This is a genomic window from Pseudomonas piscis (assembly GCF_009380155.1).
GTDB lineage: Bacteria > Pseudomonadota > Gammaproteobacteria > Pseudomonadales > Pseudomonadaceae > Aquipseudomonas > Aquipseudomonas piscis.
Genome location: NZ_WHUV01000005.1, coordinates 481,016 through 502,517, shown reverse-complemented (window position 1 = coordinate 502,517; position 21,502 = coordinate 481,016). Strand labels below are relative to the sequence as shown.

Genomic DNA, 21,502 nt, shown 5'->3' with positions numbered 1-21,502 from the left:
ATGGGCGACGCGGTGCATCAGGCAGGCCATGGATGCCGGCCTTGCGGCTCGTGCCGAGCCGTGCGCAGCCTGCGGCAGCGGCTATATGGCGAGGCTGTGGCCGTGACACCAGGTGCTGGAGTTACAGCGGGGTGTCCTGCAACTGCACCTGGGCCATCTGGCGTTGCATCAGCACCTTGCCGTGGCGGATCGAATACAGCGGCAGGCCCTGGCTGCGGAGCATTTCGTAGTCGCTGTCGGCGGACAGGATCAGCAGGTTCGCCGGGCGTCCCTCCTCCAGGCCGTAGCCATCGCCCAGGGCCAGGGCCTTGGCGCTGTTGTCGGTGACCAGGTCCAGGGCGCCTTGCAGGTTGCTGTAGCCGAGCATGTGGCAGATGTGCAAACCGGCTTCCAGCACCCGCAGGATGTTGCCGTTGCCCAGGGGATACCAGGGATCGACGATGGAATCCTGGCCGAAGCAGACGTTCATGCCCGCATCCAGCAGCTCCTTGACCCGGGTGACCCCGCGGCGCTTGGGAAAGGTATCGAAGCGGCCCTGCAGGTGGATGCTTTCGGTCGGGCAGGAGACGAAGCTGATCCCGGAATGCCCCAGCAGGCGGAACAGCTTGGCGCAGTAGGCGTTGTCGTAGGAGCCCATGGCCGTGGTGTGGCTGGCGGTGACCCGCGAGCCCATGTCGCGGCTGCGAGCTTCCTCGGCCAGTACCTCGAGAAAGCGCGAGTGCGGGTCATCGGTCTCGTCGCAATGCACGTCTACCAGGCAGCCGGTGCGTTCGGCCAGGTCCATGAGGAACTTCACCGAGCTCACGCCCTGGTCGCGGGTGTATTCGAAATGCGGGATGCCGCCCACCACGTCGGCCCCCAGGGCAATGGCTTGCTCCATCAGTTGGCGGCCATTGCGAAACGACTCGATCCCCTCTTGGGGGAAAGCGACGATCTGCAAGTCCACCAGGTGCCGGGCCTGTTCGCGCACCTCGAGCATGGCCTTGAGCGCGGTCAGGTCGGGGTCGGTGACATCGACATGGGTACGCACCTGCTGGATGCCATGGGCGGCCAGGGCGCGCAGGGTCTTGTGGGCGCGAGTACGGGTGTCTTCGGCGGTGATGCTGGCCTTGCGCTCACCCCAGCACTCGATGCCCTCGAACAGCGTGCCGCTCATGTTCCAGCGTGGCTCGCCGGCGGTGAGGGTGGCGTCCAGGTGGATATGTGGCTCGACGAAAGGCGGTACCACCAGGTTGCCGCCGGCATCCAGGTGCTCCGGGCCGTGGGCCGGCACCGGGGGCTGCTGTTCCTGGGGCAGGATGCGGGCGATGCGCCCGTGTTCCAGGTGCAGTTGGTGCAGGCCTTCACGGTGGCGCAGGCGGGCGTTGGTGATCAGCATCGGGGTGGTTCCTCGGGGCGGTCGGAAAGGTTGCCGCCGGATCCGGGCCCTGGCCCTGGTCCGGCGGTCATGTTCTGGATGGGGCCATGATAGACCTGCGGCGCAGCGGATAGACAACAGCGCTGGGTGGCTGTCGGGTCAAGCCGTGTCGGCGGCGATCGGCGCGCGCCCGCCCAGGAGCGTCCTGAACAGGACGTAGCCCAGGCTGGCGACACCGATGCCCACCAGCGGCGCGACCCACGGCGAGCAGAACGCGGCCAGGGTGCCGAGGCCGTAGGCGCCCAGGCCCGGCCAGTTCCAGGCCGGCAGCTGGCTCTGGGCCAGGCGCGGGTAGCGACCGCGCCAGCGATAGAAGAAGTCGGCCATGATCACTCCGCCAATCGGCGGGATCACCGTGCCCAGCAGGATCAGGTAGGGCACCAGCAGGTCGTACATGCCGAGCATCGCCAGCAGGGTGCCGATCACTGCGCCCACCAGGGTCACGCTCTTGCGCCGGTCGGTGCGCAGCAGGTTGCAGCCGGCCACGGCGAAGTTGTAGATGGTGTTGTCCTGGGTGCTCCAGATATTCAGCAGGAGCATGGCCATGGCGGCCATGGCGAATCCTTGCAGCAGCAGGACTTCGACCACGTCCGGTTGTTGGTAGACGATGGCGCCGTAGGCGCCGATCAGCACCATCAGGCCGTTGCCGATGAAGAAGCCGATCAGGCTGGCTGCTATCGCTACCTGTGCCGAACGGGAAAAACGGCTCCAGTTGGTGGCCTGGGTCGCGCCGCTGACGAAGGTGCCGAACACCAGGGTGATGGCGGTAGACAGGTCCAGCGCGCCGCTGGGTTGCCGTGCCAGCAGGCCGTCGAGCCCGCCGACCTGCTCGGTGGCGGTCCACATCGAGAGCACCAGCAGCAGGCCCATGGCCGGGACCGCGATCCAGGACAAAAGCTCCAGCCCGCGATAACCGATGTAGGCGGTGGCGCAAAAGCCCATGCCGAACAGCAGCATCAACCCCAGCACCGCGCCCTGGTCGAGCTGGAAGTACTTGCCCAGTACCACGGCGGCGGTGGCGGTGCCCCAGGCATACCAGCCGATCTGGGTGAAGCCCAGGATCAGGTCGCTGAGCTTGCTGCCTCGCTCGCCGAAGCAGAAGCGCCCCATCAAGGCCGAGTTGAGCCCGCTGCTGAAGGCGATGTAGCCCAGGATCGCGGCGTACAGCCCCAGCAGCAGGTTGCCGAGGACGATCACCGCCAAGAGGGTGGGGAAGTCGTAGGCCACGCCCAGCTTGCCGCCGGCGAACATGGTCGCGGTGAAGAAGGTGAAGCCCAGCAGCACCATGGCCATCGAGGCCAGGCCCTTGCGGGCATGCTGCGGGACTTCGCTCAAGGGGTAGTCGTTGCCGGGTGCGTGCTGGGTCATGGCCTGTCCCTGGTTTGATTGGCGCGACGTGGTGTTGCAGGTGCCGTGCCATTCTCGACGGCCATGGCTGGACGCCGCCGCTGGAGCCGGGGCGCTCCAGCAGTTATAGCCAATCCCCGGGTAAAGACGTTGAAGCACGCTGGGGTAAAACGGTGCGCAGCCCGGCGCAACAGGCCAGGGCGCACCGATAGAGGTCAGTCCGGGTCCGGGCTGAAAATATCTTCGATGGGCATCTGGAAAGCCCGCGCGATCTTGAAGGCCAGGGGCAGGCTGGGGTCGTAGCGGCCGGTCTCGATGGCGTTCACCGTCTGGCGCGACACCTCGAGCCGGGTGGCCAGCTCGGCCTGGGACCAGCCTTGCCGGGTGCGCAGTTCGCGTACCTGGTTGTTCATTGGTAGCGCCGCATGCCGACCACCGTGGCCAGGGCCCAGATCAGGCCCATCAGCGGCCACACGTAGAACATCGACAACCTGGGCAGGCCGACGGTCTCCAGGAAGCCGTAGCTGAAGGTGATCAGCGCGGTGCAGACGAAGGACAAGGCCAGGGCCTCGAGCTGGACGCGCCGGACCATTTCGTCCAGGCGCCGCAACTGCCGGACCACCGCCAGGGCCATGGCGATCATCGGCACTACCGGTACCAGGGCCAGGGCGATCTTGCCCGGGCCCGATGCCATGCCTTCCAGCCAATGGCTGCTGAGCACCACGCAGGCGATATAGGCCAACAGGGTCAAGGTGAATTCCACGAGGTAACGCTTGGCGCCCATGGGCGATCTCCTGATGTAAAGTGAGCTTTACATTAGGTGGAGCGACATGCCAGTGTCAAGCTCACTTTACATCGGCTGGTGCTCAGTCGAATTGCACCCGCGCGGTCCTGCCCTGGTGGAAGTCGAACGCTTCGTGGATGTCCCGCTCCACGGTGCGCCCCTGGGATAGCGGCGGCAGTTGGTCCAGGGCAAAGAAGCCGGCCTCGCTGGCCTCGCTACCGGCCACCGGCGCCAGGCGCTGTTGCCGGTCGCAGAGGAAATACAGCTTGTAGAAATCGCGATGGTCGGCCTTGTAGGGGCCCTTGGCCTTGTGCCGGATGCTGTACAGGCCGCGTACGGCCACCTCGATCCCGGCCTCTTCGTGGATTTCCTTGATCACGTTCTCGCTGGCCGACAGGCCGACGTCGGCAAAGCCGCCGGGCAAGGCCCAGAGGCCGTCGGTCATCTCCCGTACCAGGAGGATCTTGTGGTCCTCGATCAGTGCGCCGCGCACTTCCACCATGGGCGTCGAATAGCGCTGGGCGAAGTCCGATACCAGTTCGGTGATGCGTTCCAACGGTACGTTGCCCAGCTGCGCGAGCATCTGGTGGGCGATATCGGCGACTTCCCGGTAGCGCTCGCGATCGTGGGCATCCTTGCAGAAATGCAGGCCGGTGGAGGCGATGGCCTGCAGGCGTTTGGCGTGGGTCAGCCAGCTGCTTTCCATGGGAGGGCTCCTGCGACTTCAAGGCGAAGAGAGTTGTTTTAGACCGTCATGGCCCAGGGATCAAGCCGGGGTTGTACGCGCCAGCCATTGCCCGAGTTCGCTGATCGCGGACTGCACCGTGGTGCTCAGGCCGCTCCAGGTGCAGGCCAGCATCAGGTTGCGCGGCAGCTCGAAGTCCTCCACCAGCAGGCCCTGGGCATCCCGGCCGCAGGCGTCGTGGGGTACTTGCTGGCGCAGGGTGGCGGGACCGCTGAAGTAGGCCCACACCGGCTTGCCCAGGGCGATGGCCGCGCCGACTTCGAAGGCGGTGCCGGAGTCGGGCTCCAGGCCGCGAAAATCGTTGAGGTTGGCCAGCAGCGCCGTGCAGTCGCGGATCATCTGCAGGTTCTGCCGGCAGATCCATTGCGCGGTGGCCGCCGGCGACAGCTCTGGCGGTGCCTGGTGGTCCAGGGGAAACAGCCCGTGCAGGCCCTGGGCCTGGCACAGCCGCTTGAGGTACTCGCCATGGTCCTGCGCATCGGCGCGGAACACATCGAAGCCTGCGAGGTAGATACGTGGCGGCATGGGAACTCCTGTGCGGTTCAGTCCAGCGGTTTGCTCATGTACACCCGGTGCAGACCGTTCTCCACCGCGCGGTGGGTTTCCACGTAGCCATGGCGGCCGTACAGGGCGATGTTCTCGGTCATCGCCTGGTTGGTGTAGAGGCGCACGCAACTGTGACCGGCGGCCAGGGCCTGTCGTTCGGCAAAGGCCAGCAGCTGGCGGCCATGACCACGGCCCTGGGCCTCGGGGCTGACCGCCAGGTTGTCCAGCAGCAGGGCTTCCTGGGCATCGAGCAGGACGACGAAGCCGGCGATCGCATCTTGCTCCTCCAGGACCCAGACCTGCCGGGCCAGTACCAGGCAGGAATAGTCCTCGAGCATGGGCGCCGGTTCCCGGCCGAGCCGCGCGATATAGGGCGCATAGGCGTTCTTGGCGATGCGTTCGATGGCGGCCAGGTCAGGTGGCGCGGCGGGGCGGATGGTCGGTGGTGGGGTCGAGGGCATGGCGCGAATGCTCGGGAGGCGGGAGTGGGGCAAGCATAGGCATGAAAAAACCACCCCGTGGGGTGGTTTCAGGTCGGCTCATTCGCCGCGATAGATGCAACCGCTGGTGCAGGTCTCGTGGATGCGGATCGCGCTGAGTTCCGGCAGCAGGGGCTTGAGCTCGTTCCAGATCCACTTGGCGAGGACTTCGCTGGTGGGATTTTCCAGGCCCGGGATATCGTTCAGGTAGTTGTGGTCCAGGCGCTCGTACAGCGGCTTGAAGATGGCCTTGATTTCCGAGAAGTCGCGAATCCAGCCGGTATGCGGATCGACCTCGCCGCTCAAGTGGATCGCCACCTTGAACGAGTGGCCATGGAGGCGGCCGCACTTGTGGCCTTCAGGCACGAAAGGCAGGCGGTGGGCGGATTCGAAGGTAAATTCTTTGAAGATTTCCACGGTATCGGTCAGCTCTGTCGGATGGCATCGCCCTGGGGCGAATTGAGGCAGTCGGCGAGTTTATCAGCTTGCCCCCGGTTACGGAAAAACCCTGATCAAAGGGTTTTGCCGCAGCGATGCCGGGTATCAGAGGCTCTGCAGGCGCTCGCCCAGGCGACCCTGGCTGGCCAGTTCGAGGAACTCGTCGCCCAGGCGCCGGCTTTCATCCATGGCGCTGCGCCAGTATTTCTGCCGGCTGGCGTCGTCGCCCATGAAGCGCTTGAAGTCGTTGCGGTCCGGCAGCTTGCCGTAGGGCAGGCGCGCCAGGTATTCCCGCGATGGCGCCAGCAGCAGGACATCGCGAAGGCGCTCGGGGCTGGCCCGGCGCCAGGGCAGGGTCTTGTCGAACCAGCCGGGGATCACCCGGTCGGTGAAGTGTGGATAGAGCACGATGTCGCTGCCGCTGTAGGGCAGGTCCAGGTGGTAGTCCAGCAGGCCGCCGTCGCGGAAGGTACCGGCACCGGCGCCGGGCAGCTCGCGCACGCCCTGCATGACCATGGGGATCGAGCCCGAGGCCAGCAGCGCCTGGCGCAGGTTGCCGCGATCCAAGGGGACGAAGCGCGAGGGGAAGTCTTCCAGGGCATGCAGCGGCGGGGCCAGGCGCGGGTCGTGCAGCACCAGGCGCTCGAAGTGCCGTGACAGCCGCGCGCGGCCGCGCAGGTTGTCGGCGATCACCGAGGACAAGCCCAGGCCCAGGCGCCCGCGATGGTCATCGGCGAGCAGGCCGTGGCTCTTGACCACCATGATGTTCAGTCGGTAGTGGGGATTGTCGAGGATGCTGGCATCGCGGCCTTCGAGCAGGTCGTCGAGCATCTGCCGCGAGCTCTGGCTGATCTGCGCCATGGTCACGCCCTTGGCGAAGCTCTGGGCGTTGTACAACTGGCCCAGGCGGCGGATGCCTGCGGCGGCATCGGGCAGGCAGGCGCTGGCGAACCGCCAGGAACCCACCGAGGCGCCGATCAGCGAACGTTCGCGGGGTACTCCAGGCAACCATTCGCCGAACAGCGCCAGGTCCAGGCCCTGGATGCCCAGGGCCTTGGGACCGCCGGCAGCGCCGGGCAAGGTGCCGACTTCACCGGCGTGCAGGCCCTGGCGGCGGATGCGCGCCAAGGCGCGCGGGCCGGCCTTGAGGGTCAGGGCGGCGAACTTGATGTGGATGGCGGTCATACCGGGCTCGTTGTCGAATCAGTCGCCGAGTATAGAGAACCCTGCCCGTGGGGGCCGAATGAAAGTTCTGTCAGGGCGCTGCGGCAGATTCAGCTTCAATTAAGTTGCCCCGGGTATCGTGGACAACATTGGCCATTGGCCACTGCCTTGGAGACCTGCCATGAAGACCCTGACCGCCCTGTTCGCCACCACCCTGATCGCCCTCACCGCGAGCCTGGCCCATGCCCGCGACCTGGGCCCCGACGAAGCCCTGCGCCTGCGCGACGCTGGTACCATTGCCTCCTTTGAAAAACTCAATGCCATGGCCCTGTCCCGGCATCCTGGGGCGAGCATCAGCGAAACCGAGCTGGAAGAGGAGTACGGCAAGTACATCTACCAGGTCGAGCTGCGCGACCCGCAGGGGCTGGAGTGGGACCTGGAACTGGACGCCGTGAGCGGCCAGGTACTCAAGGATCATCAGGACACGTAATGAATCGGAGATTGCCCCTCGGCAGCCGGCTGGCCCTGGCGCTGTTGTTGTTCTGCTCGCTGGCGGTGGCCCGCGACCTGGACCAGGACGAGGCCCTGCGCCTGCGCCAGCGAGGGGTGATCCTGCCCCTGGAGCAGCTGCTGCAACAAGCCATGGACCGTTATCCCGGGGCCAAGCTGCTGGAGGCCGAACTGGAAGAAAAACACGACGTATACATCTATGAAGTCGAGTTGCTGACCGTGGACGGCGTGGTCCGCGAGCTGGACCTGGAGGCCGCCACCGGGCGCCTGTTGAAAGACGAGGAAGACGACTGATGCGCCTGCTGCTGGTGGAAGACCATGTATCCCTGGCCGACGAGTTGCTCGAAGGCCTGAACCGCCAGGGCTACGCCGTGGACTGGCTGGCCGATGGCCGCGATGCCCTGTACCAGGGGGCCAGCGAACCCTATGACCTGATCATCCTCGACCTGGGCCTGCCCGGGGTGCCGGGCCTGGACGTGCTGCGCCAATGGCGTGCCGAAGGCCTGGCCACCCCGGTGCTGATCCTGACGGCCCGGGGCTCCTGGGCCGAGCGTATCGAAGGGCTCAAGGCCGGCGCCGACGATTACCTGAGCAAGCCGTTCCATCCCGAAGAACTGCACCTGCGGGTCCAGGCCTTGTTGCGCCGGTCCCATGGCCAGGCCAACCAGCAGACCCTGCAGGCCGCCGGCTTGCACCTGGACGAAGGCCGCCAGTGCGTGGTCCGCGATGGCCAGGACGTGCAGCTGACCGCGGCGGAATTCCGCTTGCTGCGCTACTTCATGCTGCATCCGCAGCAGATCCTCTCCAAAAGCCACTTGGCCGAACACCTCTATGACGGCGAGACCGAGCGCGATTCCAACGTGCTGGAAGTCCACGTCAACCATTTGCGTCGCAAACTGGGGCGCAGCGTCATCGAAACCCGTCGGGGCCAGGGCTACCTGTTCGGCGGGGCGGCCTCGTGAGGTCGATCCAGCGCCGTCTGAGCCTGGGCCTGGTGGGGGTGATGCTGGTGGTCGGGCTGGCGCTGGCGCAGACCAGCCTGTGGTTGTTCGAGGTGGGCCTGCAACGCTACCTGGAGGCTGGCCTGCGCAACGCCAGCGAAAGCCTGCTGCTGGCCCTGGTTCGCGGTCCGCAAGGTTTGCAGCTGGATGAGCGGCGGCTGTCGGCGGCCTACCAGCGGCCGTTCTCCGGGCATTACTTTCGTATCGACTTCGCCAACGTGCACTGGCGCTCCCGCTCGCTGTGGGACCAGGACCTGCCGCAATTGGAGCAGGCCGGGCTGCAAGGCAACCTGCAACTGGGCCCCGAGGGCCAGCAACTGCTGGTGCTGCGCAGCGATTACAAGCGCTTCGGCCAGGCCATCAGCATCAGCGTGGCCCAGGACTACACCCCGGTGCGCGAGAGCTTCCAGCGCATGCGCCAGATCGGCCTCGGGCTGGGCCTGGCGGGGCTGTTATTGATCCTGCTGCTGCAGCGCCTGACCGTGCGCCGGGCCTTGCGTCCGTTGGAGACGGCCCGCGAGCAGATCGCCCAGCTGCAGCTGGGCCAGCGCTCCCAGCTCGATGCCCAGGTACCGGTTGAGCTGGAGCCGCTGGTGGCCCAGGTCAACCATTTGCTGGCGCACACTGAAGACAGTCTCAAGCGTTCGCGCAATGCCCTGGGCAACCTCGGGCACGCCCTGAAGACGCCCCTGGCGGTGCTGCTGAGCCTGGCCTCGGGGCCGAAGCTGGCGGGCCAGCCGCAGGTGCGGCAGATTCTTTTGGAGCAGCTGGAGCAGGTGCAGTCGCGGCTCAACCGCGAATTGAACCGGGCGCGGCTGGCCGGCGATGCGCTACCCGGCGCGCTGTTCGAGTGCGATGCCGAGTTGCCGGGGCTGCTGGCGACCTTGAACATGATCCACGGCGAGCACCTGGAGCTCAGCTACCACGCGGCGCCGGGGCTGCGCCTGCCCTGGGATCGCGAGGACCTGCTGGAGCTGTTGGGCAACCTGCTGGACAACGCCTGCAAGTGGGCGGATGCGCAAGTGCGGCTGCAGGTCGAGGAGGGTGCCGCGGGCTTTTGCCTGGTGGTGGACGACGATGGCCCGGGGATTCCGGAGCAGCGCCGGGATGAAGTATTCAGCCGTGGCGCCCGGTTGGATGAACAGACCGATGGCCATGGCCTGGGCCTGGGCATAGTGCGCGATATCGTCGAGGCCTGGGGCGGCCGCCTGAGCCTTGGGCAAAGCCCCCTGGGCGGCTTGCGGGTAGAGATCGAGTTGCCCCGGCGCTGAGCTTGCCAGGGGCCGCTTTGCGCTGCTGTCGGATGCCGGGCTGGTGGCGTCGCGGCTGTCGAAGGCGGCGATCGACTCCGAAGAGGACGTCGCCTTCGATGGCACCGAAGGCCCTGTGGGCCTTGTCGCGGCCTCGCGGCCTCGGCAGCGGTTGCAGGGTCAGACGCGGAACTGGTCCATCAGGCCCTGCTGCTGGTTGGCCAGGCTGTTCAGCGACTGGCTGACCCGCGCCGACTCGTTGGCCTGTTCCGACAGCGATTCGGTGACGTCGCGGATGGTCGCCACGTTGCTGTTGATCTCCTCGGCCACGGCGCTCTGCTGCTCGGCGGCGCTGGCGATCTGCAGGTTCATGTCGCTGATCACCGTCACCGCATCGCCGATCTGGCGCAGGGCGGTCACCGCCTGTTCCACTTGCTCGACACTACCCTGGGCCTGGCGATGGCTATTGCCCATGGACGCTACTACATCACGGGTGCCGTTCTGCAACTGCTCGATCACCTGGCGGGTTTCTTCCACCGATTCCTGGGTGCGCTGGGCCAGGTTGCGCACTTCATCGGCCACTACCGCGAAACCACGTCCGGCTTCCCCGGCCCGGGCCGCTTCGATGGCGGCGTTGAGAGCCAGCAGGTTGGTCTGCTCGGCGATGGTACGGATGACCTCCAGCACCGAGCCGATCTGTTCGCTGTCGCTGGCCAGGCCTTCGACCTGGCCCATGGCGGTGCTCATGTCGGCGGCCAGCAGGTCGATGGCGCGGGTGGTGCGGTCGATCACGGTCAGGCCCTGCTGGGTCGCCTGGTCGGCATCCCGGGCAGCCTGGGCGGCCTGGGCGGCGCTGCGGGCCACGTCCTGGGCAGTGGCGCTCATTTCGTGGGATGCGGTCGCCACCTGGTCCACCTGGCGGTACTGCTGCTCCATGCCGGCGCTGGTCTGGGTGGCGATGGCCGACGACTGGTCGGCGGTGCCCCGGGCGTCCTGCACCGAGCGTTTGACCTCGGCGATGATCGGTTGCAGCTTGTCCAGGAAACGGTTGAACCAGCCGGCCAGTTGCCCCAGTTCGTCCTGCTTGTCGTAGTCCAGGCGGCGGGTCAGGTCGCCTTCGCCGCTGGCGATGTCCTGGAGCATGGCGGCCACGCCAAGGATCGGCCGGGTCACGCTGCGGGCCATCAGCCATACCAGCAGCAGGCCGACCACCGCAGCCAGCAGGCCCAGGCCCAGCTCCATCAGGGTGCCGCTGCTGTTGCTGGCATCCAGTTCGTTCTTCAGCGTCTCGGCCGGACCCACCAGGACCTTTTCCGGCACGTCCAGCAGCACGCCCCAGGGCTTGCCGCCGGGGATCGGGGTGAACGGCGCCAGTACCTTGAGCTCGTGGTTGTTGTGCAGGCTGCGGGTCTGGGTGCTGCTGGCCAGCTGGCGGATCAGCTCGGCGCCGTTGGCGCTGTCGACGCTGTCCAGGCGCTGGCTGAGCTTGCTGGCGTCGGGGCTGTAGCCGGCCAGCAGGCCTTCGGGGCTGACGATGCTGACATTGGTCTGGCCGGCGTAGAGCTTGCGGCTGGCGTTCTGGCTGACCGCCTGCAGGCTGTTGAGGTTGATGTCCACCGACAGCGAGGCTATGACCTTGCCGTCCACCAGTAGCGGAAAGACGATGCTGGTCATCAGCACCTTCTGCCCGGCGATGTCATAGAAGTAGGGCTCGATCACGCAGGGCTTGAGGGTGCTGCGCGGGCAGGTGAACCAGGCATTGGCCGGCTGGCCGCTGGGGCCGGTGCGGGTATTGCTCATGTCGCTTTCCGGCAGCGCCATGGCGGTCAGCTGGCCCGGGGTCGGTTGCGACCAGTACAGGGCGAAGCGGCCTTGCTCGTTGCTGCCCAGTTCGGTCTGGCCGTTGAACAGGCTGTCCTTGCCGTCCAGGGCGTTGGCCTCGAACACCAGGGACAGGCCCAGCAGGTCGGGGTTGGCCTGCAGTGCCGACTTGACCTGGCGGGTCAGGTCCTCGCGCAGGTCGAAGGCGTCGAGGAAACGCTTCTCGGCCTGTTCACGCAGGAACAGCACCTGGCGCGAGAAACCGTGGCCGTATTGATAGGCGTCCATGAACTGCTGGCGGATCCCCAGGGCCTGGACTTCGCCCTGGGCCTCGATCCGGGCCTGGGCGGCTTCATTGAGCATCTCCATGCTCGAGGCCTTGACCATCTCGGAGCTGTGCTCCATGCGATACAGCGAAAGCCCCACCAACAGCGACACGATGCCCAACAGGCAGAGTCCGGCCAGCAAGGTGATCTTCCATTGGATGGAAAGTTGTCTGAGCGACATGGAGACGTCCTTTATTCGATAAATATCTGAGACTTTGCACTGTAGCGGCCGTTGGTCGGGTTTCTTTAAACGAGCGTTCGAAATCCGTCACCCCCCATATGGGTAGCCGCTGCCGAGCCCGCGAGGCTGCGCCAAGGTCCGCAGGACCTTCAGCGTTCTTGCGACCCATGCGGCCCTGCGAGCCATGCGAAGCCGGGTGCCGATGGGCGCCGGGCCGCGGTTTTGACAAGCCGGGCCCACTGCTGCAAAGTGCGCGCCCTCTAACAACAAGCTCTTTCATCCCGATGTCGGCAGCGTGCTGCCCTCCGGTCGGTCACTGGCTTTTGCGCGGTTTTTGCCCGCAGTAATGAGGTAACGATGATTAACGCAGTAATTGCCGCGGTTGGCGTGATGCTGGTACTCAGCCTGTCCCGCGTGCATGTAGTGATCGCCCTGATCGTGGGCGCGCTGGTGGGCGGCCTCACCGGCGGCCTGGGGATCGAGGCCACGCTCAAGGCCTTCAACAGCGGCCTGGGCGGCGGGGCCACGGTGGCCCTGTCCTATGCCTTGCTCGGGGCTTTCGCCGTGGCCATCGCCAAGTCCGGCCTGGCCCACGCCCTGGCGGACAAGATCCTGCTGCTGGTGGATCGCCAGGACGCCAACGGTGGCGGCCAGGTCAAATGGTTGCTGATCGGCCTTTTGTGGGTGGTGGCCATCGCCTCGCAAAACATCCTGCCGATCCACATCGCCTTCATCCCGCTGCTGGTGCCGCCGCTGCTTTACGTGCTGACCAAGCTGCAGCTGGATCGGCGCCTGATCGCCTGCGTCATCACCTTCGGCCTGATCACCCCCTACATGTTCCTGCCGGTGGGCTTCGGCAACATCTTCCTCAACGAGATCCTGTTGGCCAACGTCGCCCGCAGTGGTGTCGACATCAGCCAGGTCAACGTTACCCACGCCATGGGCATTCCCGCCCTGGGCATGGTCTGCGGCCTGTTGCTGGCGTTCGTCAGCTACCGCAAGAAGCGCGTCTACGACCTGGGCCGGATCGAGAAGGTCGAGCAGGTCGAGGTGCAGTACAACCCGCGGACCCTGTTGGTGGCGGGCCTGGCCATCGTCGCCGCGTTCGTCATCCAGCTGCTGCTGGACTCGATGATTATCGGCGCCCTGTGCGGCTTCCTGATCTTCTCGATGTCGGGCATCGTGCGCTGGCGCGAGACTGACGAGCTGTTCACCGAAGGCATGAAGATGATGGCCATGATCGGCTTCATCATGATCACCGCCTCAGGCTTCGCCGAGGTGATGAAGGCCACTGGCGAGGTCAACAGCCTGGTCCAGGCGTCGGCCAGCTGGATCGGCCACAGCAAGGGCGTGGGTGCGCTGCTGATGTTGCTGGTGGGGCTGTTGGTGACCATGGGCATCGGCTCGTCGTTCTCCACCGTGCCGATCCTGGCGGCGATCTTCGTGCCGCTGTGCGTGCAACTGGGCTTCAGCCCGGTGGCCATCGTCTGCATCGTCGGCACCGCCGGGGCCCTGGGCGACGCCGGCTCGCCGGCCTCGGACTCGACCCTGGGCCCGACCTCTGGCTTGAATATCGACGGCCAGCACCACCACATCTGGGACACCGTGGTCCCGACCTTCCTGCACTACAACCTGCCGCTGCTGGCCTTTGGCTGGGTCGCGGCCATGGTGCTCTGAGCAACATCCCCGCCCGGGGAGCCCGGCCGGCTCCCCTTTGGCCTCAGGCCGTCCTGCCGATCACTTGAGCAATGGCTTGCCCGGCGCGGGCGCGCTGCACAGGCGCACGCCCATGGCGGCCAGTATCACGCCCCCCCAGGCCAGCCAGGGCATCGGCTCGCCCAGCAGCAGCCAGGCCACCAGGGCCGCGCAGGGCGGTACCAGGAAAAACACCGCCGACACCCTGGCCGCCTCGTTACGCCGCACCAACAGCATCAGCAAGGCGATCGCCAGCAGCGAATTGAAGAACGACAGGTAGCCCAGGGAGCCGACGAAGGCCCAGTTCCACTGGATCGGCTGGGTATCGAAGGTGAAGGCCAGGGGCGAGACCAGCAGCATGCCCAGCAGGTACTGGCTGAACAGCGAAAGGATGATCGGCTGCGGGGTCGAGGCCTTCTCCAGCAGTACGCTGGCGCTCAGCCCCAGCAGCGACAGCCAGGCCAGGCCCATGCCCAGCGCGGTGAAGCGTTCCACGCCGGACTTGGCCAGGATCACCACCGCCGCCCCGAAAAATCCCAGCAACAGCCCCAGCCATTGGCGGCCGGCCACCGGCGTGCGCAGCAGCAAGGGCGAGGCGACGCCGATCACCACCGGTTGCAGCGAGACGATCAGCGCCAGCAGGCCGGCGCTGATCCCGGCGTCGATGGCCAGGTAGGTCCCGGCGAAGTACACGCACTGCATGAGCACGCCACTGGCGATCATCGCCAGCAGGGGCCGGCCCCGGGGCAGGGGCGGACGCTGCACCAGCACCACTGGCAGCAGCACCAGCACCACGATCACGTAGCGCAGCCAGAGGAACATCATCGGGCTGCAGTACTGCAGCCCGACCTTGACGATGGCGAAGCCCGACGACCAGAGCAGCAGGAACAGGCCGGAGATCCACAGGTCCGGCCGCTGGCGCAACGTTGGCGGCAGACTTTTCACTGGACCGCCTCGGCCCGCAGGCCCTCGACCTGGCGGCCCTGGGCCAGGGCCGTGGACAGGCTGTCGAGGCCCCCATGGTCGAGGACGATATCGCAGGCCGGCAGCAGCACCGGCTTGGGCCGGAAGCCCACGAACAACCCGGCCTGGCGGGCCATGTCCAGGTCGTTGGCTCCGTCGCCGACGGCGATCACCTGCTGCGGGGCGATGCCATGGCGGGCGCACAGTTGCTGGACGATGGCGGCCTTGCCCGGGGCATCGATCACCTCGCCGAGCAGGGTGCCGCTCAGGCGCCCGTCGACCACCTCCAGCTTGTGGGCGAACGCCTCGTCCATGCCCAGGCGCTGCCTGATGCCCTGGGCCACCAGGTCGAAACCGCCGCTGACGATGGCGGTCCGCAGGCCGGCCCGGGCGGCGATGGCGATCAGTTCGGCGGCGCCGGGGGACAGTCGTACGGTGCGCTCGATCAGCCGATGCAGGTCGGCCACGGCCAGGCCGCGCAGCAAGCCGATGCGATAGCGCATGCTGGCGGCGTAGTCGTCCCGGGCATCGCTGATCGCCCGCTCGGTGAGGCGCCCGACTTCCTCGGTGGCGCCGACGAGGTCTGCCAAAGCGACGATGGTCTCGACTTCGATCAGGGTCGAGTCCATGTCGCAGGCCAGCAGGCGGAAGTCCGCCAGGGCCAGGCCCGGGGGCAGCACCGCGAAATCCGTGGCCAGCTCGCGCAGGCCGTTGAACAGCTCCCCGCGCCGCGCTTCATGGCGCGGTTGCCACTGGACGACAAGACTGCCGTGGGCGTGCCGGGGGGAGTCCAAACCCAGCTGGTGCAGGTCGCTGGCCAGGGCCGCCTGTCGTGCCGGGGTGAAGCCGAACAGAATGAGGTGTCGTGTCATAACCTGTCGCCAAGGTGGCGCCGCATCGGTGCGGCGCCACGTCCATGGGACGATCAGCTCCAGTAGGTCAGGGGCCGGTCGCTGCCATAGCAGCCAATGAAGGCCGCCATGCCGATACGATAGCTGTCTTTGCTGGGAGTCACGGCATGCAGCATGCGCGAACTGAAGATAATCAGGTCGCCGGCATCCGGATGCAGCACCAGCGGCGGCTGCTCCACCTTCTCCGGCAGCAGGCCTTCCACATCGCGGATCAGGACCAGCTCCTCGGGGCTCGGGTCACGCAGCCACAGTTGCAGATCGCCGCCCTGTTGCGGGGTGCGCAGGTACATGTTGGCCACCAATTGCTCTTCGATGCCCTCCAGTTCCGGTGCATCCGACTCCTCGATGATGGTGTCGTTGTGCGGGTAGAACCGCGACGAGGACGGCTTGAACACGCGGATCGCGCCGACGAAGCAGGCATGGCCGTAGAGCCGCTGGATGTTGGCGCCACCGGGCCAGTATTCCTGCAATTGCAGGCGGATCTTGTCGGCCGGGGTCAGGTGCGGCTCGAACAGGCTGCGCAGGTCCTGGATGTTCTCCACCGCCTCGGCGTGGTACTTGCGGCCGGCTTCCTGGTTCCACTCCGAATCGATGTGCGGCGTGCAGATGCGCCCGACGCTGCTGGTGTATTTCTTGTTGTAGTAACCCAGCTTGGGGTGCTCGATGGCGGCCTCGGCGGCTCGCTCGGCGATCGCCACCGGGTAGTAGCCCTTGACGTGGATCGCGCCGATCTCCCGGGCGGCCAGGGCCAGCAGGGTGTCGGTGGTCAGTTCGCTGGCCACCACCGGTGGCGCGGTTTCTCTTCTTGCAGGTTTTACGAGCATGTTCATGCATGGATCCTCTTGGGAAGTGACGTTGCGGGTCAGATGCGTTGCCGCGAAGGGCGGATGCGGATGTCGTCGATGTGCACGTGCTCGGGTTGTTCGAGCACGAAGCGGATGGCGCGGGCCACGTCCTCGGGGCCGAGGAACGGACCCTGGTCGCGTTCCAGTGCAGCGAAGCCGTGCATGTCGTAGCCGGCGGTTTCCTGGAAGCCGGTGCGCACGAACCCGGGCTCGATCAGGGTCACCCGGACCAGGCTGCTGGCCAGCTCCTGGCGCAGGGACTCCACCAGCGAATGCAGGGCGAACTTGGTGGCGCCGTATACCGGGTTGCCGGCGGACAGCTGGCGCCCCACGGTGGAACCGATGACCACGATGTCCTGGACCCGCTCGCTGCTGCGCCGGCGTTCGAGGAAGGCCCTGGCCGCGGCGCGCAGCTGATGCATGGCGCCCAGTACGTTGACGTCCACCAGCTCTTGCCACTGCGCGCTGTCCGAGCCCAGCAGCGATCCTGGCAGGCCACGTCCGGCGCACAGTACGAAGGCGCTGGGCGGCTCGCCGAAGGCTTGCTCGCCGGCCCGCCACAGTTGCGGCACATGGGCCGGGTCGCAGGCATCCATGGCGATGCCGACGGCCTTTCTGGCGTTGTCGTTGGCCGCTGCGCAGACCTGCTCCAGGCGGGCCTGGTCGCGGCCGCTGAGGGCCACGTTGGCCCCGGCCTGCACCAGCGCCTGGACGACGGCGCGGCCAATGCCCGAGGTGCCGCCGGAGATCGCCACGGTCGAATGATTGTTCATTGCTTGCTCCTTCAAGTGGGGGTGGCCGTGGTCACCCGTTGGTCCGGGCGTACCCGAACAATCCGCGATCCTTCAAGCGCCGGACGAACGTGAACACCCAGTCCCGGGACAGCTGGGAAAACTCGACCCGGTGTTCTTGCAGGCGCGACAGGGTCCGTGAGTGGTCGTAGGTCAGGTTGCGTGCTTCGCGCGAGGCCCAGAACAGGCCCAGCGCCACTTCGGCCTGGGTGGTCTTGCCCGAGCGTTCCAGGGCGTCCTTGAGGCTGTGCGCGCGGACCCGCTTGATCGGGATGCCCAGGTCTTGCAGCGAGGCGACGAACAGGTCCGAGGAAATCGCGTAGGGCGAGTCGACGTGGTAGGTGCCGCTGCGCAGGGACGGGTCCAAAGACAGGCTGACGATGCCCCGGGCGACGATGTCCACCGGGCTGAGCACCAGCGGCTCGTCGTACTGCGCCGGTGCGTAGCCGGCATGGGCGATGGCGTTGATGCACTGCACCCAGCGATTGGCATTGGCGTTGCGCTGGAACATCGCGGTCTGGGAGTGACCGGTGACGTTGCCCGAGCGGTAGATGAAGGCGCTGTGCCCGCGGTATGCCAGCTCCCGGACTATGCCTTCGGCGAGGAACTTGCAGCGCTCGTATTCGTTGAGGAAGTCCTGGCCCACGTCCAGCGCGTCTTCGTCGAACACCACCGGCTCGGCGCCCCGGTAGCAGCCGCTGACGGCCAGGGTCGACATGAAGTGCAGGGCCTTGGCGTGGCCGCTTTCGACGAAGCGCACCAGTTCATGGGTGGGGAACACGATATTGCGCTGCATGTCGCTGCGGCTGCCCACCAGGCGGGTATCGGCGGCGAAGTGGTACACCGCGTCGATGCTCCCGGCCAGGCTGGCCCATTGGGCCTGGGACAGGCCGAAACCGGGCTGGCTCATGTCGCCGACGCAAATCTGTACCCGTTCCCGGGGCAAGGCGCTGGCATCGCTGAAGAAGTGGCTCCAGGCGGCGGCCAGACGGGCCCGGGCCGCGCTCGGGGAGTCCGCCCGGACCAGGCAGTGCAGGGTCGCGCTGCTCTGCTCCAGCAATTCGCGCAGCACATGGATGCCGATGAAACCGGTGGCGCCGGTCAGCAGGATGTTCTGCGCGGCCTTGCCCGGCAGCGCCACGCCATGGCTGCCGATCACCGTTGCAGGGATGTTCCACAAGGCGCCGCTGGAGCTGCTGTCGGACAGCTGTACGCCGCCTGCCGAGGCCTGGCCGTCGAGCAAGGCCGCGCGCAGGGCCTGGGCGAACTCGCCGATCAGCGCCGCCGGGGTGGCCAGGGCGTTGAAGTTCAGGTCCAGGATCAATTGCTCGCCCGCCAGCCGACCGGTGAGCTTGAACTGGTTGATCCGCGGGTTCTCGCGACCGCGCAGCCCGGCGTAGGTCACCGGCGCCGGGCGCAGCTTCCAGTCATCGCGCAGGCCGAGGCTGGTCTTGCCCAGGTAGTTGAAGCAGTGGCGTGTGGCGAACGCCGGCAGCCCGCTGCTGGCATAGGAGTGTCCAAGGTGGGGAACCTCGGCCAGGGCCTGGCGAACCGTGGCGATTGGCTCGCGGGCCAGCTCGGCGGCGTCCAGGGCCAGGGGAAAGGCGGCGGTGAACCAGCCCACGGTACGCGAGATCTCGGTCTGGTCGTCGAGACTGAGGCGGCCGTGGCTCTCGAAGGTCACATTGAGCACCGGTTCGGGCCATTGCCGGCTCGCCAGGGCCAGGTAGTGGCCCAGCAGGTACTGGTCGATGGACACCCCGCCGCGCGCCGCGCCAGCCATGATGCGCGCGGTCTGCTCGGCGTCGAAGGCGATCCAGGCGGTCTGGGCGTCTTGTTCCTGGCCGGCGGGGAACGGTTGTTGCGCCGGGCTCGCGAGCCGTTGTCGCCAGTAGCCGGCGTCCCGGGCCAGGAGTTCGCGGTGGGCCTGCAGGTGCCCGACCCAGTCGGCATAGCTGGCGCAGCGCAGGGGCATGGCACGGCTGTCGCTGGTGTAGCGGATCATCAACTCGTCGAGGATCAGGCTCCAGGACACCACGTCCACGGCCAGGTGGTGGGCCACCAGCAACAGGTACTGCCGGTCCTGGTGGGTGATCAGCTCGACGAAGAACAAGCGTCCGGCACTGATGCTCAAGCGGCTTTCCAGGACGGCATAGCGACGGTTGGCCAAGTCATCGAGGCTGGCATCGACGGCCCCGGCATCCAGCTCGGAGAACACCTCGGGGTAGGCGGCGCCGGCTTCGAACACCCAGGCCTGGCGCTGGCCGTCGAAGGCGAAGCGCGAGCGCAGCATCTCGTGGGCCTGCAAGACCTGGAGGCAGGCCTGGCCCAGGCGCCCGGCGTCCAGGCGCACTTCGGCTTGCACCAGCATCGATTGGGTCCAGCGGTCGGGCTCACGCACGTCCTGTTGCAGGAACCACTGCTGCGCCGGGCCGGCGATGCCCCGGCTGGCCTGCTCGGCACGGTTGTGGCCGGGCTCGGCGGGTGAGCTGGCCTGTTGCAGCTGGGCCACCAGGCCGGCGAGGGTGGGGCTGCCCAAAAAGGCCCGGGCGCTGACGTCGAAGCCCTCCAGTTGCAGCTCGGAGATCAAGCGCACGGCGTCCAGGGAGTCGCCGCCCAGGTCGAAGAAGTCGCTGTCGGTCTCCACGCTCGTTGCCCGGCAGTGGCGGCGGAAGGCGTTCAGCAGCTTGGCGTAGGGTTCGTCGGCCTGGACCTGGTCGTCCAGGGCGCTGGCCATGGTTGTGGCGAAACCTTCCTGCAACCGGCGCTCGACGGCCTGGCGATCGAGCTTGCCGTTGGCATTCATGGGCAGGTGCGCAAGGTTCTCGAAGCTGAACGGCAGCATGTAGCCCGGCACCTGCCGAGCGAGCCCGGCGCGCAGCCAGCCGGTGCTCCTGTGCGGCCCTTCATAGGCGCACAGCAGGTAGTCGCGTTCGGCGAAGCGGCGATGGACCACCACCGCCCGTTGCTCCAGCAGCCGTTGCAGCGCGCTTTCGACATGTCCCAACTCGACCCGGTAGCCGTTGACCTTGACCTGGCGGTCGGCCCGCCCGGCGAAGTGCAGGCGCCCCTGGTCGTCGAGCCGGACCCGGTCGCCGGAGCGGTAGAACCTGTGGCCCTGGAGTTCGACGAAGCGCCCGGCATCCAGGTCCGGCCGTTGCCAGTAGCCCAGGGCCACTTGCGGTCCGCCGATGAACAGCTCGCCGGTGACTCCTGCGGGGCAAGGGTGGCCATGGCCGTCCAGCACCCGCAGCTGGCTGTCTCCCAAGGCGCGGCCAATGGGCACGCTGGCCTCGCCCAGCACTGCCAATTGTTCGGCCAGGACCGGCTGGACCGTGACGCCGACCGTGGTTTCCGTCGGGCCGTAATGGTTGAACAGCCGGCCGACCATGCCACTGGCCAGGGTGCTGCGCGCCAATGGCGGCTCCAGGGCCTCGCCGCCGAGCAACAACCAGCCCAGGGTCGGGCGCGGCCCCTGGTCCGCCGCGGCCTGGTCGAGGAGGGTGCGCCAGTGGGTGGGGGTGATCTTCAGCACGTCGATGCGTTGTTCGCCCAGCAACCGATACAGGGCCCGGGGGTCCTTGCGTTCGTATTCGTCGGCGATGTACAGGCTGCCGCCCGTCCAGAGCGCCAGGAACAATCCGGTGTTGCCAAGATCGGCCGCCAGGGTGCTGACATGGGCATAGCGCAGGCCGTCGGCGATGCCCAGCGCCTGGGCGACGCCCTGGCAATAGTGGGCGATGTTGCGGGCGGACACCGCGACGCCCTTGGGCGTACCGGTGGAGCCGGAGGTATAGAGCACATAGGTGGCTGCATCGCCCCCGGCAACGGTCGGTTGTGGTGCAGGGGCAGCGGCGCGGCAGTCGGCATCGAAGGCATAGGACAACGCATCGTGCTGCATCAGGGTGTAGCCGCCCACGGCCAGCACCAGGTCGGCGCCGATCTGCTCCAGGCGCGGGCCGGCGTCCTCTTCAAGGGAGGCGACCTCGACTATGGTGTAGGCGGCGCCGCTGAACATCACGGCCACTAGCCCGACCACCACTTCCAGGCACCTGGGGCCGACCACCGCCACCAGTTGTCCTGCGCCGATGCCACGTCCGCGGATTTGCCCGGCCAGGTCCAGGGCATCTCGTTCCAACATTGAATAAGTCATTTGCCGGGAGGCATCGCTGAGTGCGACTTGTTCTGCCGACCGTGACATCCATCCGGTCAGCCGCTCTATTAGAAGTTCAGCCATTTCCATCTCCGTTATTAGAACTTTCCTTGTGGCCAAAGTGGCCGGCCTGGA

At 66.9% G+C, this 21,502-nt stretch carries 19 protein-coding genes and 2 pseudogenes; 5 read left to right on the top strand and 16 right to left on the bottom strand.

Features of this window, described 5'->3' with window-relative positions; all coding sequences use genetic code 11:
- Positions 1-121: 121 nt before the first annotated feature.
- The 9 genes from codA to GDH07_RS27020 form a co-directional block, all read right to left on the bottom strand.
- The gene (codA, locus tag GDH07_RS27060; protein WP_053137352.1) at positions 122-1,378 is read right to left on the bottom strand and encodes a cytosine deaminase; all 1,257 of its coding nucleotides are present in this window, start codon (positions 1,376-1,378) and stop codon (positions 122-124) included.
- Positions 1,379-1,516: 138 nt separating this feature from the next.
- Entirely contained in the window at positions 1,517-2,785 is a 1,269-nt protein-coding gene (codB, locus tag GDH07_RS27055; RefSeq protein WP_152899438.1) for a cytosine permease, read from the bottom strand.
- A 194-nt stretch (positions 2,786-2,979) separates the two neighbouring features.
- Complete coding sequence (locus tag GDH07_RS27050; RefSeq protein ID WP_022639774.1) at positions 2,980-3,177, bottom strand: helix-turn-helix transcriptional regulator; 198 nt, start codon at positions 3,175-3,177, stop codon at positions 2,980-2,982.
- Positions 3,174-3,548, bottom strand: a complete 375-nt coding sequence (locus GDH07_RS27045; RefSeq protein ID WP_022639773.1) for a hypothetical protein — start codon at positions 3,546-3,548, stop codon at positions 3,174-3,176. Before GDH07_RS27045 ends, GDH07_RS27050 begins: the two co-directional genes overlap by 4 nt.
- An 82-nt stretch (positions 3,549-3,630) precedes the next feature.
- Positions 3,631-4,254 carry an NUDIX hydrolase gene (locus GDH07_RS27040; RefSeq protein ID WP_152899437.1) on the bottom strand — a complete coding sequence of 208 codons (624 nt, stop codon included), beginning with the start codon at positions 4,252-4,254 and terminating at the stop codon, positions 3,631-3,633.
- A 60-nt stretch (positions 4,255-4,314) separates the two neighbouring features.
- Positions 4,315-4,818: a nucleoside 2-deoxyribosyltransferase gene (locus GDH07_RS27035; RefSeq protein WP_085600061.1), complete on the bottom strand. Its 504-nt coding sequence runs from the start codon at positions 4,816-4,818 to the stop codon at positions 4,315-4,317.
- A gap of 17 nt (positions 4,819-4,835) precedes the next feature.
- Positions 4,836-5,300 (bottom strand): GNAT family N-acetyltransferase, encoded by a 465-nt coding sequence (locus GDH07_RS27030; RefSeq protein WP_103326047.1) that lies wholly within the window; start codon positions 5,298-5,300, stop codon positions 4,836-4,838.
- 78 nt (positions 5,301-5,378) lie between these two features.
- On the bottom strand, positions 5,379-5,735 hold the full coding sequence (gene queD, locus GDH07_RS27025) for a 6-carboxytetrahydropterin synthase QueD (protein ID WP_022639769.1): 357 nt from the start codon (positions 5,733-5,735) through the stop codon (positions 5,379-5,381).
- 126 nt (positions 5,736-5,861) lie between these two features.
- A complete protein-coding gene (locus GDH07_RS27020) occupies positions 5,862-6,941 on the bottom strand; it encodes a patatin-like phospholipase domain-containing protein (protein ID WP_022639768.1) in 1,080 nt (359 codons plus the stop codon).
- Positions 6,942-7,101: 160 nt separating this feature from the next.
- On the opposite strand from GDH07_RS27020, the gene GDH07_RS27015 reads away from it, so the two are divergent.
- From GDH07_RS27015 to GDH07_RS27000, 4 genes are read left to right on the top strand one after another with little or no spacing between them, the layout of a single operon-like run.
- A complete protein-coding gene (locus GDH07_RS27015; RefSeq protein WP_022639767.1) occupies positions 7,102-7,410 on the top strand; it encodes a PepSY domain-containing protein in 309 nt (102 codons plus the stop codon).
- Positions 7,410-7,724 (top strand): PepSY domain-containing protein, encoded by a 315-nt coding sequence (locus tag GDH07_RS27010; RefSeq protein ID WP_031320197.1) that lies wholly within the window; start codon positions 7,410-7,412, stop codon positions 7,722-7,724. Before GDH07_RS27015 ends, GDH07_RS27010 begins: the two co-directional genes overlap by 1 nt.
- Positions 7,724-8,392, top strand: a complete 669-nt coding sequence (locus tag GDH07_RS27005; protein WP_022639765.1) for a response regulator transcription factor — start codon at positions 7,724-7,726, stop codon at positions 8,390-8,392. Before GDH07_RS27010 ends, GDH07_RS27005 begins: the two co-directional genes overlap by 1 nt.
- Complete coding sequence (locus GDH07_RS27000; protein WP_343038346.1) at positions 8,389-9,702, top strand: sensor histidine kinase; 1,314 nt, start codon at positions 8,389-8,391, stop codon at positions 9,700-9,702. Before GDH07_RS27005 ends, GDH07_RS27000 begins: the two co-directional genes overlap by 4 nt.
- A gap of 159 nt (positions 9,703-9,861) precedes the next feature.
- Here the strand turns inward: GDH07_RS27000 and GDH07_RS32980 are convergent.
- Positions 9,862-10,371 (bottom strand): annotated as a pseudogene (locus GDH07_RS32980) (methyl-accepting chemotaxis protein); the annotation flags it as partial.
- Positions 10,372-10,719: 348 nt separating this feature from the next.
- Positions 10,720-11,790, bottom strand: a pseudogene (locus GDH07_RS32975) (cache domain-containing protein); the annotation flags it as partial.
- A 579-nt stretch (positions 11,791-12,369) separates the two neighbouring features.
- On the opposite strand from GDH07_RS32975, the gene GDH07_RS26990 reads away from it, so the two are divergent.
- Positions 12,370-13,686 carry a Na+/H+ antiporter family protein gene (locus GDH07_RS26990; RefSeq protein WP_164485057.1) on the top strand — a complete coding sequence of 439 codons (1,317 nt, stop codon included), beginning with the start codon at positions 12,370-12,372 and terminating at the stop codon, positions 13,684-13,686.
- Between the two features lie 60 nt (positions 13,687-13,746).
- On the opposite strand, the gene GDH07_RS26985 is transcribed toward GDH07_RS26990, so the two are convergent.
- Genes GDH07_RS26985 through GDH07_RS26965 form a run of 5 tightly spaced genes read right to left on the bottom strand, consistent with a single transcriptional unit; the run spans position 13,747 to position 21,415 of the window.
- Positions 13,747-14,649: an EamA family transporter gene (locus GDH07_RS26985; protein WP_178124125.1), complete on the bottom strand. Its 903-nt coding sequence runs from the start codon at positions 14,647-14,649 to the stop codon at positions 13,747-13,749.
- Positions 14,646-15,539 (bottom strand): phosphoserine phosphatase SerB, encoded by an 894-nt coding sequence (serB, locus tag GDH07_RS26980; RefSeq protein ID WP_152899433.1) that lies wholly within the window; start codon positions 15,537-15,539, stop codon positions 14,646-14,648. Before serB ends, GDH07_RS26985 begins: the two co-directional genes overlap by 4 nt.
- A 53-nt stretch (positions 15,540-15,592) precedes the next feature.
- The gene (locus GDH07_RS26975) at positions 15,593-16,408 is read right to left on the bottom strand and encodes a 2OG-Fe(II) oxygenase (protein ID WP_207245112.1); all 816 of its coding nucleotides are present in this window, start codon (positions 16,406-16,408) and stop codon (positions 15,593-15,595) included.
- 32 nt (positions 16,409-16,440) lie between these two features.
- A complete protein-coding gene (locus GDH07_RS26970) occupies positions 16,441-17,196 on the bottom strand; it encodes an SDR family oxidoreductase (protein ID WP_022639757.1) in 756 nt (251 codons plus the stop codon).
- A gap of 31 nt (positions 17,197-17,227) precedes the next feature.
- Positions 17,228-21,415, bottom strand: a complete 4,188-nt coding sequence (locus GDH07_RS26965) for an SDR family oxidoreductase (protein WP_281356389.1) — start codon at positions 21,413-21,415, stop codon at positions 17,228-17,230.
- Positions 21,416-21,502: the final 87 nt, after the last annotated feature.